This window comes from Myxococcus sp. CA033 (assembly GCF_013336625.1).
GTDB lineage: Bacteria > Myxococcota > Myxococcia > Myxococcales > Myxococcaceae > Myxococcus > Myxococcus llanfairpwllgwyngyllgogerychwyrndrobwllllantysiliogogogochensis.
Genome location: NZ_JABUMU010000008.1, coordinates 129152 through 142776 on the forward strand (window position 1 = coordinate 129152; position 13625 = coordinate 142776).

At 68.8% G+C, this 13625-nt stretch carries 13 protein-coding genes; 7 read left to right on the plus strand and 6 right to left on the minus strand.

Annotated elements, in window-relative coordinates:
- From HUA78_RS21260 to HUA78_RS21270, 3 genes are all read left to right on the plus strand, one after another.
- Nucleotides 1-1233, plus strand: coding sequence for an ABC transporter permease (locus HUA78_RS21260; protein ID WP_141643764.1), 1233 nt, complete (start codon nt 1-3; stop codon nt 1231-1233).
- Nucleotides 1234-1289: 56 nt separating this feature from the next.
- Nucleotides 1290-2294 (plus strand): cysteine synthase A, encoded by a 1005-nt coding sequence (locus HUA78_RS21265; RefSeq protein WP_174456687.1) that lies wholly within the window; start codon nt 1290-1292, stop codon nt 2292-2294.
- A gap of 197 nt (nt 2295-2491) precedes the next feature.
- The gene (locus tag HUA78_RS21270; RefSeq protein WP_174465344.1) at nt 2492-3913 is read left to right on the plus strand and encodes an RICIN domain-containing protein; all 1422 of its coding nucleotides are present in this window, start codon (nt 2492-2494) and stop codon (nt 3911-3913) included.
- A 9-nt stretch (nt 3914-3922) separates the two neighbouring features.
- Here the strand turns inward: HUA78_RS21270 and HUA78_RS21275 are convergent, their stop codons facing one another.
- Nucleotides 3923-4591: a hypothetical protein gene (locus HUA78_RS21275; protein WP_141643761.1), complete on the minus strand. Its 669-nt coding sequence runs from the start codon at nt 4589-4591 to the stop codon at nt 3923-3925.
- 214 nt (nt 4592-4805) lie between these two features.
- On the opposite strand from HUA78_RS21275, the gene HUA78_RS21280 reads away from it, so the two are divergent.
- The 3 genes from HUA78_RS21280 (at nt 4806) to HUA78_RS21290 (ending at nt 9223) form a co-directional block, all read left to right on the plus strand.
- Nucleotides 4806-6599 (plus strand): choice-of-anchor X domain-containing protein, encoded by a 1794-nt coding sequence (locus HUA78_RS21280; protein WP_141643760.1) that lies wholly within the window; start codon nt 4806-4808, stop codon nt 6597-6599.
- 118 nt (nt 6600-6717) lie between these two features.
- Complete coding sequence (locus tag HUA78_RS21285; protein WP_174456685.1) at nt 6718-8028, plus strand: hypothetical protein; 1311 nt, start codon at nt 6718-6720, stop codon at nt 8026-8028.
- A 7-nt stretch (nt 8029-8035) separates the two neighbouring features.
- Complete coding sequence (locus tag HUA78_RS21290) at nt 8036-9223, plus strand: hypothetical protein (protein ID WP_174477025.1); 1188 nt, start codon at nt 8036-8038, stop codon at nt 9221-9223.
- On the opposite strand, the gene HUA78_RS21295 is transcribed toward HUA78_RS21290, so the two are convergent.
- Genes HUA78_RS21295 through HUA78_RS21305 form a run of 3 tightly spaced genes read right to left on the minus strand, consistent with a single transcriptional unit; the run spans nt 9211 to nt 11894 of the window.
- Nucleotides 9211-9576 carry a GatB/YqeY domain-containing protein gene (locus HUA78_RS21295; protein WP_174477026.1) on the minus strand — a complete coding sequence of 122 codons (366 nt, stop codon included), beginning with the start codon at nt 9574-9576 and terminating at the stop codon, nt 9211-9213. The two genes, HUA78_RS21290 and HUA78_RS21295, sit on opposite strands and share 13 nt — an antisense overlap.
- A 13-nt stretch (nt 9577-9589) precedes the next feature.
- The gene (locus HUA78_RS21300) at nt 9590-11227 is read right to left on the minus strand and encodes a histidine kinase dimerization/phospho-acceptor domain-containing protein (protein ID WP_174465347.1); all 1638 of its coding nucleotides are present in this window, start codon (nt 11225-11227) and stop codon (nt 9590-9592) included.
- Nucleotides 11196-11894, minus strand: a complete 699-nt coding sequence (locus tag HUA78_RS21305) for a response regulator transcription factor (RefSeq protein ID WP_174477027.1) — start codon at nt 11892-11894, stop codon at nt 11196-11198. Before HUA78_RS21305 ends, HUA78_RS21300 begins: the two co-directional genes overlap by 32 nt.
- 195 nt (nt 11895-12089) lie before the next feature.
- On the opposite strand from HUA78_RS21305, the gene HUA78_RS21310 reads away from it, so the two are divergent.
- Complete coding sequence (locus HUA78_RS21310; protein ID WP_371745624.1) at nt 12090-12860, plus strand: endonuclease I family protein; 771 nt, start codon at nt 12090-12092, stop codon at nt 12858-12860.
- A 76-nt stretch (nt 12861-12936) separates the two neighbouring features.
- On the opposite strand, the gene HUA78_RS21315 is transcribed toward HUA78_RS21310, so the two are convergent.
- Entirely contained in the window at nt 12937-13086 is a 150-nt protein-coding gene (locus tag HUA78_RS21315; RefSeq protein ID WP_174462411.1) for a hypothetical protein, read from the minus strand.
- A 102-nt stretch (nt 13087-13188) separates the two neighbouring features.
- Nucleotides 13189-13602 (minus strand): hypothetical protein, encoded by a 414-nt coding sequence (locus HUA78_RS21320; RefSeq protein WP_174477029.1) that lies wholly within the window; start codon nt 13600-13602, stop codon nt 13189-13191.
- Nucleotides 13603-13625 lie beyond the last annotated feature (23 nt).

A 13625-nucleotide genomic window follows, 5' to 3' on the forward strand; every position in this document is an offset into this window, starting at 1 on the left:
ATGCGAGCCTTCCTGGACAATCTGCGGCTGGCCCTGGGGACCTTCCTGGGCAACCCGCTGCGCTCCCTGCTGACGCTGTTGGGCATCGTCATCGGCGTGGCCACGGTCATCACGATGATGGGCCTCATCGAGGGCCTGCGCACCAAGGTGAACCGCGACCTGGGCCGGCTGGGGGCGCACACCTTCCAGCTCACCAAGTGGCCCGCGGGCGGCTTTGGCCGCTTCAACTGGGCGAAGTTCGCCAAGCGCCCGGACATGGGCCTGGAGGACGTGCGCGCCATCGAGATGTTCTGTCCGTCGGTGGGCGTGGTGGCCCCGTCGGACGACCAGGGCGGGCAGAAGGTGTCGACGGTGAGCGCGGAGACGCGGCCGTCAGTGCGCATCATCGGCGCGTCCACGACGTACCCGATGACGAGCGGTGTCTCTGTGCAGTCCGGCCGCTACTTCAACGAAGTGGAGGGCATGGACGGCCGCAACGTGGTGCTGCTGGGCGTTGACGTGGCGGACCTGCTCTTCCCCGGCATCGACCCGGTGGGCTTCGAGGTGCGCATCCAGAACCGGCCGTTCCGGGTGATTGGCGTGCTCCAGCGGCGCGGCAGCTTCCTGGGCATGGTGAGCATGGACAACCAGGCCCTCATCCCCCTGCGCGTGTTCCAGCAGCTCTACGGCAAGGAGCGCTCGCTGGACATCGACATCCAGGCGAAGGACCCGAGCCTGTTCCGCAAGGCGCAGGACGAGGTGACGACGCTGATGCGGCGTCGGCGCAACGTGGACCCGGACCAGCCCAACGACTTCGAAATCCACACCAACGAGTCGGTGACGGCGTCCTTCAACCAGCTCTCCCAGGTCATCACCATCGCCGGCATCGGCGTGTGCCTGCTGTCGCTGGTGGTGGGCGGCATCGGCATCCTGAACATCATGCTGGTGTCGGTGATGGAGCGGACGCGGGAGATTGGCGTGCGCAAGGCGCTGGGGGCCAAGCGGCGGCGCATCCTCGGGCAGTTCGCCACGGAGGCCGTGCTGCTGGCGCTCTTTGGCGGTGGCCTGGGCGTGGGCCTGGGCTTCGGGCTCGTCTTCCTGGGCGACTGGATGGTGGGTTTCCCCATGTCCGTGCCGCCCTGGGCGGTGGGCCTGGCCCTGTCGATGAGCTGCGGGGTAGGGCTGCTGTTCGGAATCTACCCGGCCGCCCGCGCCGCGAAGCTGGACCCCGTCGAGGCGATGCGCAACGAGTAGCGGGCCCCGGTCCGTCGTCGGTTGCCTCCCTCCCCGGACTCCATTAGGGGAGGGGGATGGCGCCACGCATCGGCTCGCTGTGGGACTCGGTGGGAAACACTCCGCTGCTTCGCATCGGTTCTCTCAGCCGCATCACCGGCTGCGAGATTCTGGGCAAGGCGGAGTTCATGAACCCTGGCGGCAGCATCAAGGACCGCGCCGCCAAGGGGATGATTCGCCGCGCGGAGGAGGAGGGACTTCTCCATCCGGGCGGCACCATCGTCGAGGGCACCGCGGGCAACACCGGCATCGGCCTGGGGCTCCTGGGCCGCGAGCGCGGCTACCGCGTCGTGGTGACGATGCCGGACAACCAGGCGCGCGAGAAGTACGAGCTGCTGGAGGCCATGGGCGTGGAGGTCCGCAAGGTGCCGCCCGTGCCCTTCGCCAACCCCGGCCACTTCTTCCACCAGGCGCGCGCGCTGTCCGAGCAGCACGGCTGGTTCTGGGCCAACCAGTTCGAGAACACGGCCAACGGCGACTTCCACTACGAGACGACGGGGCCCGAAATCTGGGAGCAGTGCGAGGGCCGCGTGGACGTGCTCGTCGTCTCCGTGGGCAGCGGCGGGACGATGTCCGGCGTCAGCCGTTTCCTCAAGGAGAAGAACCCCGCGCTGCGCGTGGTGCTCGTGGATCCGCCGGGCTCCGGCCTCTACTGCTTCGTGCGCGACGGGAAGCTGGAGTCGTCGGGCTCCTCCATCACCGAGGGCATCGGCATCATGCGGCTCACCGCCAACTTCAAGGCCGCGCGCGTGGACGAGGCGATGCGCCTGGGGGACGAGGACATGCTCGACACCCTCTACCACCTGGCCCGCGAGGACGCGCTCGTGGTGGGCACGTCGGCCGCTCTCAACGTGCGCGCCGCGTATGAGATTGCCCGCCAGCACCCCGGCTCGGGCCTGCGCATCGTGACGTTCCTGTGCGACCACGGCAGCCGCTACGCCTCCAAGGTCTTCAACACGGAGTTCCTCGCCTCGAAGCAGCTCCGGGTGAAGCCGCTGCCCGTCAACCTCGCCGCGCGTTGAGCGGCGCCCGTCCAGCCCGCGCCGAAAATGCGGACCCCGGCGCAAGCGCGTTCAGGGTCCTCTCAACTGTCCGACAGGACTGGATAGTCTTTCTTCGTTTTCTGGAAAAGCTGTTGTTGCGGGTTTAGGGCGACGCTACAGGTGCGCGACCCATCCGTCCCCATGTCGGGGACGGGGGCTCACCTCATGGAGTCCGCATGTCGCGCATGGTGTTGCCGTTGAGAGCCCTGGTGGTGCAATCCGCGCTGGCGGCCGTGGTGCTGGCCTGTTCCGGGCCGCCGGACGCCGCCTCTTCCGGAGAAGAGCCGCTGGGCCGGCAAGAGGGCGCGGCGCTGGCGACCCGCGTCGTCGGCTACTTCCCGACGTGGGCGGGCGACGTCAACACCATCCCCTACGACAGGCTCACGCATATCAACTACGCCTTCGTGGTGCCCACCGCGCAGGGTGGGCTCACGGGGCCGAGCGGGACGGACGCACGGCTTCGCTCGCTCGTCACGGCGGCGCACGCGCGAGGCGTGAAGGTGCTCATCGCCGTGGGCGGGTGGAACGACGGCAATGACAGTGGCTTCGAGTCGCTCGCGGCGAACGCGGGCACTCGCACGGCCTTCGTGAACAACCTGGTCAACTACGTCAACGCGGCGGGGCTGGACGGCGTGGACATCGACTGGGAGTACCCGGACCCGGGCGCTTCCGCGCAGAACTACGCGGCGCTCATCCGGGAGCTGGGCGCGGCGATGCGCTCGCGCGGCAAGCTGCTCACGGCCGCGGTGGTGGCCAACGGCTACTACGGCGAGGGCATCCCCGCCTCGACGTTCGCCGACTTCGACTTCCTCAACATCATGGCGTACGACGGCGGGCAGCCGCATTCGACGTACGACTACGCCGTCCAGTCGCTCAACTACTGGAAGGGGCGGGGCCTGCCGGCGTCGAAGGCCGTGCTGGGCGTGCCGTTCTACGGGCGCTCGCCGTCGTCGTATGTCGGCTACGCGGACCTCGTCGCGCGCGACTCGCAGGCGCCGTACAAGGACAACGTGGGCGACGTCTATTACAACGGCATTGCCACCATCCAGGCGAAGACGCGGCTGGGGCTCCAGCAGGGCGGCGGGGTGATGATCTGGGAGCTGACCCAGGACACGCGCAATGACACGTCGCTGCTGCTCGCCATCTTCAACGCCGCGCAGGGCGGCGGTGGCGCCACCCGCTACCGCATCGTCAACAAGTCCTCCGGCCGCTGCCTGGACATCAACGGTCCCAGCACCGCGGACGGCGCGACGATTCACCAGTGGGCGTGCCACACGGGCGCCAGCCAGCAGTGGGTGCTGGAGCCCACCGACAGCGGCTACGTCCGCATCGTGTCCCAGTACAGCGGCAAGGTGCTGGACGTGCGCGACGTGAGCACCGCGGATGGCGCGGGGCTCCAGCAGTGGACCTGGTCCAACGGTGGAAACCAGCAGTTCCGCACGGTGGAGACCTCCGGCGGGTTCCATCGCATCGAGGCCCGACACAGCGGCAAGGTGCTGGATGTCACGAGCTGCGGGACGAGCGCCAACGGCACCGTCATCCAGCAGTGGACCTGGTCCAACAACGACTGCCAGCAGTTCCGGTTGGAGGCTCAGTAACGAGGGGCCTCAGTGCGGTGCCGAGAAGCGCCCGGTCTCCAGCGACGCCGCGCCCGGGCGCGTCTTGCGGAACACGTAGTAGTCGGCGGGCCGGGCCCAGTGGGAGCCGCCCGCGTCGTCGAGCGCGGCGGGGCCCCGGGGCGGTAGCTTTGGGACCAGGTACGCGGCGAGTTCCTGGTCGCTGAAGGTGTACTTCCCCCGCAGCTCCTTCACCACGGCGACCAGCTCCAGGTTCTCCTCGGCCGCGGCCTCCGCCGCGTCGCCGTGGTGGTCGTTCGTCACCAGCAGCCCGCCGACCTTCAGGTACTTGCCGCAGGCACGGGAGATTCCTCCGGCATACAGCGCCAGCAGCAGGTCGAAGCTCTCCTCGAGCGCGGGGATGGGCTGCAGGTAGTCCTGCGAGACGAAGCGCACGTGGGCCTTCTGGGCGTACTGCTGCCGGGAGGAGATCTTCCGCAGCACGCCGTCCTTGTTGGCGAAGAAGCCCTGCGCCAGGTCGTTCCGGTCCACGTAGACGACGTGCTGGAAGAAGAACGACGGGGTGATGTGCACGAAGCACCCCGGGTACAGCACGGTGTCCACGGCCACGAACCGCTCGCGGAGCAGTTCGAAGAGGCCCGCGCGCTCGAGCTGATGATCAACCACGAAGCCCTGGTAGATCTCCTCGACTCTCTCCATTTCCTGGATTTGAGCCGGTTTCTGGGCTGCCGTACAACTTTGGGCCCTCTCGGGAAAGGAGAGGCGCTGTAGCGCGGAAAGTCACAGTCCGAGTGACGGTTGTTGCCTCAAGAGACACATCCCTCTGGTGTGTGTGGGCTTCTCTCGGGGTGCTGGTCCTGGCCTGCGGGGTGCACTTGGAGGGGTCGCCGTAAATCCCCTGGAGGCGACATCCATGAAGAAGTGGTCCCCGAAGAAGGCCCTGGGCCTGAAGTGGGCTGGGTCCGGTGTGCTCGCAATCGCATTGTGCATGACGGGTTGTGGTGGTGAGGCGCTGGAGAGCCCGGCTCCCCTGGAGGAGCGGCCCCAGGCGGCGGTGGCCGAGCCGACGCCCACCAACAAGCCCGCGCCCATCATCCAGTCGCTCGACGTGGTGGCGCAGGACGACGTCCTGGGCACCGCGACCCGCAGCCTGGTCCGAGTGCGGCTCGCCCAGAGTCAGCAAGGCCTCTTCACGGAGGTCCCCGTGGTGTCCGACACGGGCAAGCCCGTGGTGCTGAGAGATCAAGGCACGGAGGGTGACGAGCAGGCCGGAGACGGTGTGTTCTCCGGCTTCGCCGAGGTCGACCTCGAGCTGCACCGCAAGACGCAGGACCGCATCACCGCGGCGCAGAACCGGCAGCCCAACGAGCCGCTGACGTTCGCCGTCTTCAACAACCGCGAGCTGGTGGAGGAGCGCCGGGTGGTGGCGCTGTCGTCGGACGTCTTCCGTCCGCGCGTGCCCATCCCGGTGACGCCCGTGGGCCTGCTCGCCGACGTCAGGCCGGCCAAATCCCTCATCATCACCCATCCGAACGTCATCAACGACCCGACGCGGACGTATGACCCGTGCTCGAACTCTGGCAACCCGAACGGGGTGTGGACGTTCAACCACCTGATGACGGAGATGGCGAGCACGTTCGTGACGCCGTCGGCCCTCACCGAGCAGTGGTTGCTGCAGTGGAACGCGAACCAGACGCTCAACGGGTGGACCGTCCCGGCGCGCACGCAGGTGGTGCCGCGCATCCTGAACCCGTGGCCGAAGATCGCCGGCACGCTCGACATGACGAAGTCGGCGTTCAAGCTGGTGGCCATCTTCAACCGGTTGGACCTGGGCAAGGGCAATGGCCCGGTGGGCTACGGCGGCTCCAGCGGTGGCGGTGAGCTGCGCTTCGTCTTCGCCGCGGTGGACAAGAGCGCGGGCTGCGTCATCCGGCCGCTGCTGGTCATCTTCGAGTACGGCGTGCCCATCTCCGGCTGCCTCAACGTGAAGAGCTGGGCGCAGCAGTGGATGCAGCTGTCGAACCCGCTGATGGTGCTGGGCAGCCCGGCCTACAACGCGGCGCTGCAGGCGCTCACGGAGCAGGTCGTCGTCGCCGGCGCGGCGCCCACCAAGCCCAACGGCAACGCCATCAACCAGATTCGCACCAACGACTTCATGCTCGCCTCGCCCTGGGAGCTGCGGGAGTTCCACCTGTTCGACACGGGTGCGACGCCGAACTTCCTGTCGGAGACCACGGTGGCGTTGACGCCGGGAGACGCGCGCAACAACACCACCATCTTCCGCGACTTCGTGAACACCAACCAGGCGGCCATCCTCGCCAACACCTACGGCGTGCCGGCCACCTTCGCGAGCGTGAACTTCCTGGGCGCAAACCCGCGCGTCCCAACGCCGTCCAGCACGTTCTGGCGGGCCACCGGCATCGTGAACAACACCGCGCGGCACAAGTTCTCGTTCAACACGTGCAACGGCTGTCACGCGCGTGAGACGAACACGCCCTTCACGCACATTGGCGAGACGGGCGCGCTGTCGGCCTTCCTCTCCACGGGCATGGTGAACCCGCTCACGCCCTTCAACGTGGCGGACCCGGTGGACGGCACGGTGCGCAGCTTCTTCGAGATTCGGGATCGCGCGCAGCACCTGGACTCCACCGCGAACCAGTCCTGCCTCACCCGCGCGTTCGACGTGCGCAACCTCGCGGTGCACTGATGTGAAACCCGGGCCCGGGGGGAATCTCCCCGGGCTTGCACAAATTCCGCACGAACATTCCTCATGAAGCGCACGGGCTGGCCATCCGGGTTGCACACCGGGGGGCCAGTCTGGGCCCATGAACATCCCTGTTTCCGCGCCGCGTCCGCAGCGGACGTCCGACGGCCCCATCCGAAGGGCCTTCCGGTGGCTCGTCGCCCACCACGTCTTCGGCAGTCTCTTCATCGTCATCTTCGCCACGGCGGTGATCGCCGGCCAGGTGGCGGACCGGGCGGACTTCGCCAACTCGGAGCTGGCGGCGGGCGTGGAGGACCGGTGGGGTGCCCCCGTCGTCCAACCCGCGCCCTCGCTGCGCTTCGTGCACAGCGGCACCATCTTCACCGAGCTGAAGCCGCTCGCCTTCGACCGTCAGCACGTGGAGGTGCTGGCGAAGATGAACTACCGCAAGCGCGGCCTGCGCTACTTCTCCGGCTTCGACTTCAACCTGGGCGCGGAGTACGCGGTGGTCAACCGCGAGGGCCACGACATCGACGTGGCGTTCATCTTCCCCATGGAGATGGACAAGTCGCAGGTGCTGCTGTCGGAGCTCCAGTTCCTCGTGGACGGCCAGGAGGCCAGCCTGGACCTGGGTGATTCCGGCAACCGGCTGGTGTGGACGGGACGCATCGCGAAGGGCGCCACGGCCCGCTTCGTCATCCGCTACCGCGCCCGAGGGCTCGACTCCTTCATCTACAAGTTGGACCCGGCGCTCTCCGCGCGCGACGTCCGCCTGCACTTCGCCGTGGAGGGGGGCGACAACTACGACTATCCGGGGGGCGTGCTGTCCGCCTCGTCCGTGCAGACGGGCAGCGACACCGTGACACTGGACTGGGCCTTCCAGTCGCTGGAGTCCGGCGTCAACCTGGGCGTCATCCTGCCCTCGGAGAAGACGTTCGACTCCATGGTGTCCCGCATGGCGAGCCGCGCGTGGGTGCCGTTCCTCGCCCTGGTGGCGCTGCTCGCGGCGCTGGGCATGCGGCACAAGCGACAGCTCGCGCTGCATGAGGCGTATCTGCTGGCCGCCGTGTACGGCTTCTTCTTCGTGCTCCTCGCGTACCTGGCCGCCTTCATGAACTTCTATGGGGCCTACGTCCTCAGCGCGCTGGGACTGGGCGCGGCGGTGGTGGCCTATGCCCGCTGGCTGTTCCCCAAGGAGCGCATGGCGGTGCTCGCGGGCCTCTGGGCGGCCACGCTGCTGGTGCCCACCGGCGCAGTCATCCTGGAGGGCTACACCGGCCTCATCTACACGCTGGAGATTCTCGCCGGCCTGCTCGGACTGATGGTCCTCTCCACCCGCGCCAGCGTGCGGGCCTTCCTCTCCGACTTGTCCCAGCCCGGCGCCGCCCCTCGCGAGGCCGCCGCCACCCCTGTCACCCCGGAAGCGAGCTGAGCCCACCATGCGGACCCTTTCTCTCCTCGTCGGATTCATGCTGCTCGCCCCGGAGGCCCTGGCCACGGGCGCCACCGCGGCCTCGACTTCTCCCTCGGGCACCGCCACCGTGCCGTTGGATCAGCTCATTCCCCTCTACACGCAGCGCCAGGCGGATGTGCCCGCGCCTCCCACCGAGGCCCTGGTGAAGAGTGAGCTCAAGGGCCGGCTGTCGACGGACGCCCTCCAGGTGGAAGCGACCTTCCAGGTGGAGGTGCTCGCGGACGGACGTTGGACGCAGGTGCGCCTGCTCCAGCTCGACGCGGACACGTACCCCACCGCGCTGCCCACGCTGGAGGACGCCACGGTGGGAGTCGTGGACGGCTTTCTGTGCCTGCTCACGCGCAAGGCGGGGCGTCACGACTTCGAGGTGGGCCTCACGGTGCGCTCGTCGGGCACGGGGCCGGAGCGCCGCGCGCAGCTTCGCTTCGGACCGCAGGCCTCTCCGGTGCCGCTCGAACTGGAGGCCGACACGTCTGTCTTCACGCTGATGGAGCCGCTGCCGACCTCGGGGGAGGGCTATGCCGTCTATCCCGTGCAGGGCGTGCTGCGGGTGGGGTGGCGCGCGGCCTCGCTGGTGTCGCAGTCGATGAAGCCGCAGGTGCGCCCGCCGATGGAGCCTCGCATCGCCGAGGCCACCGCGACGTGGGTGTCCACCCTGGAGGGGCGTGCCTCGCTGCGCGTCAGCTACACGCTGAGCCTGGACCGCGAGCAGCCGCTGGAGTTGACGGTGCCGGAAGGGCACAAGCTGGAGCGTGTCACCCTCAACGCCGTGCCCGTGCCGGTGGAGGAGGCAACGGACGGCGTGCTGAAGCTGAAGGTCGCTCCGGCGCGGCTGGGTGAGACGGGCGGCGCGCTGGAAGTGGTGCTGGCGCGGGAGCTGGGCGTCTTCCACCTGTCCGGTCGGCTGAAGCTGGCGCTGCCCCGCGTCTCGTGGCCGGTGGCGGAGCTGCGGGCCCGCGCGCACTTCCCCGCGGTGTTCAACTACCGCCGCGAGGGTGGAAGCCTGGAGCAGGTGGATGAGGCCGCCGCCGTGGCGGAGAGCGCGCCCCTGCCGGGCAAGGTGCTGCACTTCCGTCAGTACCTGGTGGCCGCGTCCTCGCCCACGCTCGAGCTGGGCTACTCGGTGGACATCTCCAACAGCTACTTCCGCTGAAGCTCCAGGAGCACGTCCAGTTGGGCCGTCAACGCGTTGGCCTCGTCGTGTCTGCCGAGGCTGACGTAGAGGGCCACCGCGTCCCGCCGTTCTTGAACCTCGCGTTCGATGACGGCGTTCACGGCTTCCGGCGTCAGGGCCAGTCGGGCCACTTCACCACTCCCCAGGCCACCGGCACTTCCCGCGAAGGCGCCATCCACGGCCGCTGGAGCGCCGCTCACGTCGGGAGCTTCCGCGTTGTCGAGGGCCGCCAGCACTTCACGAAGCACCGCCGAGGCAGGTGCGTTCCGAGCGCGAAGCGCCTCTTTCATCGCGGCGCGAAGCATCGCCTTCCATTCATCCACGGTTTTCATGGGCCTGCCCAACCTAGCGACGAACCAGGGGCGCCGCCACGGCGAAGGCCGCGCCCGACTCCGCGGGGCGGGCCGGGAGCAGCTCCAGCCCCGCGCCGAACGCTCGCAGCATCGACTGGGAGATGGTGAGGCCCAGGCCCGTGCCGCCGCGCTCACGCGCCGTGGTGAAGAAGGCGTCGAAGATGAGCGCCCGGTTCGCCTCGGAGATGCCTCGGCCGGTGTCTCGCACGACGACTCGAACGGACCCCTCGGTGTTCGTCTCCACGGACAGAGACACCTGGACGTCCTCGCCCCCGTGCTGTCTCGCGTTGGTGACGAGCTGCCAGAGCACGTCATCCATCACCTCGGCGGGCAGGCTCACGGTGAGCCCCTCCGGCACGGGCCCCACGTCGACGCGCGCGAGTCCCTCCGCGCCTGCCCGGGTGGAGAGCGCCGTCAGCAAGGGCGCCAGCTCCACCTGCGCGGGGCGGGCCGTCATCGAGTCCGCGCGGGCCAGCTCCATCAGCCGTTGCACGAGCCGGGTGAGGCGCTTCGCATCGGCGTCGATGTTGGAGAGGAAGCGCGCGCGCTGCTCTGGCGTCATCACCTCGGCGCTGTCGCGCAGCAGCTCCACCGCGCCCTGGATGGAGGCCAGCGGCGTCTTGAACTCGTGCGACACGTTGGCGGCGAAGGAGCGGATGTACTGGTTCCTGTCGCGCAGGGCGGTGGCCATGCCGGCCAGGGATTCGGACAGCTCGGCCAGCTCCGCGACGACGGGGCGGGCCACGGGCTCGAAGCCCTCGGGCGCGCTGGCGGCGATGGCGCGCGTCTGCCTCACCAGCGCACGCACGGGACGGCCCAGCAGCGCGGCGGCGGCGAGCGACATCAGCGCCACCGCGCCCAGCAGCACCAGCCCCGTGGCCGTCAGGTTCCATCGGTCCGCATACGTGGCCTTGGCGAACGTCATGGGCGTGCGCGCCAGCACCACCGCGCCCCAGACGCGCTCACCGTGGAGGACGGGCAGGGCCACGAAGACGCGGATGCCGGTGTCTCGACTGAGGGAGGCGAGGGGGGTGTCCTCGGGCTCTGCGTGGCGGCGACGCAGCACGCTGGTGGGGACGCCGTGAAGCGCCTCCTGCACTTCGAGCCGGTCACCCAGCGTCGCGCCAATCAACTCGGCGCTGCTGCTGGACACCACCACGCCCCTGACGTCGACGACGCGGATGCCCGCGAGCGTGGCCGCCCTCACGTTCTCCAACAGAGGCCGCAGTCGCTGACCCACGTCCTGGGCCAGGGGTTCTCCTGGCACGCGCGAGAGGGGTGGACGGTCGTCCGGCGGCAAGGGCTCGTCCGAGGCCCGGAGGGAAGGGAGGACGGGCCGCAGTTGGTCGTCGCTCGGAATGGGGAAGGGCCACTTCGCGGTGCGAGGCTTTCCGTAGTCGAGCGTCCCCACCTGCTCGGCCAGCATGGACCGGTAGACCTCGGCGACCACGGCGCCCTGCGTGAGCAGCTCCGTCTCCGTCTGTCGGATGAGCTGGTTGTCGTAGACGCGCACGAAGGACAGTCCGCCCAGCGTGAGCACGAAGCCCGCCAACCCCACCGAGGCGAAGACCATCCACAGCCGGGGCCTGGCGCGGGGCCTAGGGGATGGCGAGCCGATAGCCAAGGCCATGCACCGTCTCGATGACTTCTGCGCCGACTCCGGCGAACTTCTGGCGCACCCGACGCACGTGGCTGTCGATGGTGCGGTCACTCACCACGCCGTCGTCATAGACGCGGGTCATCACCTCGTCGCGGGTGAACACCTTGCCGGGCACGCGCAGCAGCGCCGCGAGCAGGTGGAACTCCGTCACGGTGAGCACCACCTCCTGCTCGCCCCACCAGGCGCGAAAGCGCTCCTCGTCCAGCTTCAAGGGCCCCCGCGAGAGCGGCTGGGGCGCCGTCGAGGTGGCGGCGGCTTCAGGAGCGGGCCGGGCGCGGCGCAGCACCGCCTTCACGCGCGCCACCAGCTCGCGCGGACTGAAGGGCTTGGTGAGGTAGTCGTCGCCGCCCAGCTCCAGGCCGAGGATGCGGTCTACCTCGTCGTCGCGCGAGGAGAGGAAGACGATGGGCAACTCGTGCGCGCGGCGGACCTCGCGGCACACCGCCAGCCCGTCCATCTCCGGCATCATGATGTCCAGGACGATGAGCGCGGGGGGCGCACGCTGGACCTGCGCCACCGCCGCCCGTCCATCCGCGGCCTCCTCCACCCGGAAGCCTCCTTGCTCCAACGCGAAGCGGACGATGTCCCGCAGGTGCGGATCATCATCGACGACGAGGATGGTGGGACGCTCGGCCAAGGGACACCCGGAAATGGGAGGGCGAGACTCGGAGTGTAGCTCCGCCACCCCTCCTCAGGGACTTGCCGTCACAGTCGTATTTTTTGTCGTCACGGAACGCAACTGCCGGATGGGTCGGTCGATAACCCCGGCATGACCGTTGTCGGTTCCCCCCGCCCGCTGACTCGTCTGCTCGTCAATTCATCCACTGCTGGCGTGGGGACCCGTCCCTCTCAAGACGTGTCGTCGCCCCAGGCGCGGAACGTCGCCGCCCTGGGCCTCAAGGATACGTTCGAGCAGGCGCCCGCCGCGAAGAAGAGCCCGGCCAGGACGGAGGCGCCCACCCCGCCGGCGCCGTCAGAGGGGAGTGATCCCTTCGAGGGGCTCCGGGACGCCGCGCTGCTTCGCGCCATCAAGGAGTCGTCCTCCGGCAAGCACGTGAAGAGCTACACCGAGGCGCGCAAGGTCATCTTCGGCGAGCTCGATGTGGTGAACGGCAAGGTGGCGTGCGTGTACACCGGCCGGGAAATCGAGGGCGGCAAGCTGCCCAAGAACTCCGACATGAACGTGGAGCACACCTGGCCCCAGTCGAAGGGCGCCACGGGCGTCGCGAAGAGCGACCTGCACCACCTGTTCCCCACTGACAGCAAGACCAACGCGAAGCGGGGCAACTGGCCCTTCGGCGAGGTGGTCAACGTGAAGTGGAGTGAGAACGGCGCGAAGTTTGGAACCGACGCTCAGGGGCGCACGGTGTTCGAGCCGCCCGACTCGCACAAGGGCAACGTCGCGCGCGCGATGTTCTATTTCTCCTCCACCTACAGCAAGCCCATCCCGGATGCGGAAGAGGCCGTGCTGCGCGAGTGGAATGACCTGGACGTCGTGGACACCGCGGAGCACGCGCGCAACCAGCGCGTCTCGGACATCCAGGGCAACGTCAACCAGTTCGTCGAACACGAGGACCTGGTCGACCGCATCAAGGACTTCTGAATTGACGGAAAGGGACGAGCGACCTCGGGGGAGGGGCTCGTCCGGGCCGAGCCGGGGCGTCAGTCCGAGCCCCGGCTCACCCAGTCACCGTGGGCGAAGGGTACGGCGGGTACCCTTCGCGAACCTTGAGTCGCCGCGTCCGCCGCCGCGGGCGCCGGATGGCCACCGCCGCTACGAGCGCGAGCACCACCGGAACGAACACCAACAACGCTTGAGCCGTCACCATCTCCCTCCTCCTGGAACTATGGCGGTGGGGTCTGACGCTCAGTCCCTGCAAAACCTGAAAGAGCCCGGACTCCAGGTGTGGGGCGGGGTGTGACGGAACGGCTCAGGAGCAGGAGAAGTACGGGCCGTAGCCGGTGCCCACCGAAGCTCCCGTGGAGTCCGTCACCGTCACCCTGGCCCTCAAGTCGTAGCGGAACGTTCCGGTTCCATCAGGCCCGGGACACGAGAAGCTTCGGGTGGCGCCGCCCGCGGTGGGCCCGGACGTGTAGGTCCTGTTCGTCGCGTACAGGAAGTGCTGCTGGGTCCAGGAGTAGGTGAACGGCGGAATGCCGTCCGTGACGGTCGCCGTGCAGGTGACGCCGCTGAAGTCCTGGGAGCAGGCGAGCGAGGCCGACAGGGCCGCGCCCTGCGTGGTCAGCGAGTCCGCACCGGGGTCCTCGATGTCGGCGGGTCCACCACAGGCCATCAAGAACAACCCAGCTCCGAGCATCGTCGCTGCCATGAAGTTCGTCGCCATGCGCGTCTCCTGGAACGTGATTC

Coding starts and splice junctions, on each gene's coding strand:
- HUA78_RS21260 (WP_141643764.1), top strand. CDS start 1: ATGCGAGCCTTCCTGGACAATCTGCGGCTGGCCCTGGGGACCTTCCTG.
- HUA78_RS21265 (WP_174456687.1), top strand. CDS start 1,290: ATGGCGCCACGCATCGGCTCGCTGTGGGACTCGGTGGGAAACACTCCG.
- HUA78_RS21270 (WP_174465344.1), top strand. CDS start 2,492: ATGTCGCGCATGGTGTTGCCGTTGAGAGCCCTGGTGGTGCAATCCGCG.
- HUA78_RS21275 (WP_141643761.1), bottom strand. CDS start 4,591: ATGGAGAGAGTCGAGGAGATCTACCAGGGCTTCGTGGTTGATCATCAG.
- HUA78_RS21280 (WP_141643760.1), top strand. CDS start 4,806: ATGAAGAAGTGGTCCCCGAAGAAGGCCCTGGGCCTGAAGTGGGCTGGG.
- HUA78_RS21285 (WP_174456685.1), top strand. CDS start 6,718: ATGAACATCCCTGTTTCCGCGCCGCGTCCGCAGCGGACGTCCGACGGC.
- HUA78_RS21290 (WP_174477025.1), top strand. CDS start 8,036: ATGCGGACCCTTTCTCTCCTCGTCGGATTCATGCTGCTCGCCCCGGAG.
- HUA78_RS21295 (WP_174477026.1), bottom strand. CDS start 9,576: ATGAAAACCGTGGATGAATGGAAGGCGATGCTTCGCGCCGCGATGAAA.
- HUA78_RS21300 (WP_174465347.1), bottom strand. CDS start 11,227: ATGGCCTTGGCTATCGGCTCGCCATCCCCTAGGCCCCGCGCCAGGCCC.
- HUA78_RS21315 (WP_174462411.1), bottom strand. CDS start 13,086: ATGGTGACGGCTCAAGCGTTGTTGGTGTTCGTTCCGGTGGTGCTCGCG.
- HUA78_RS21320 (WP_174477029.1), bottom strand. CDS start 13,602: ATGGCGACGAACTTCATGGCAGCGACGATGCTCGGAGCTGGGTTGTTC.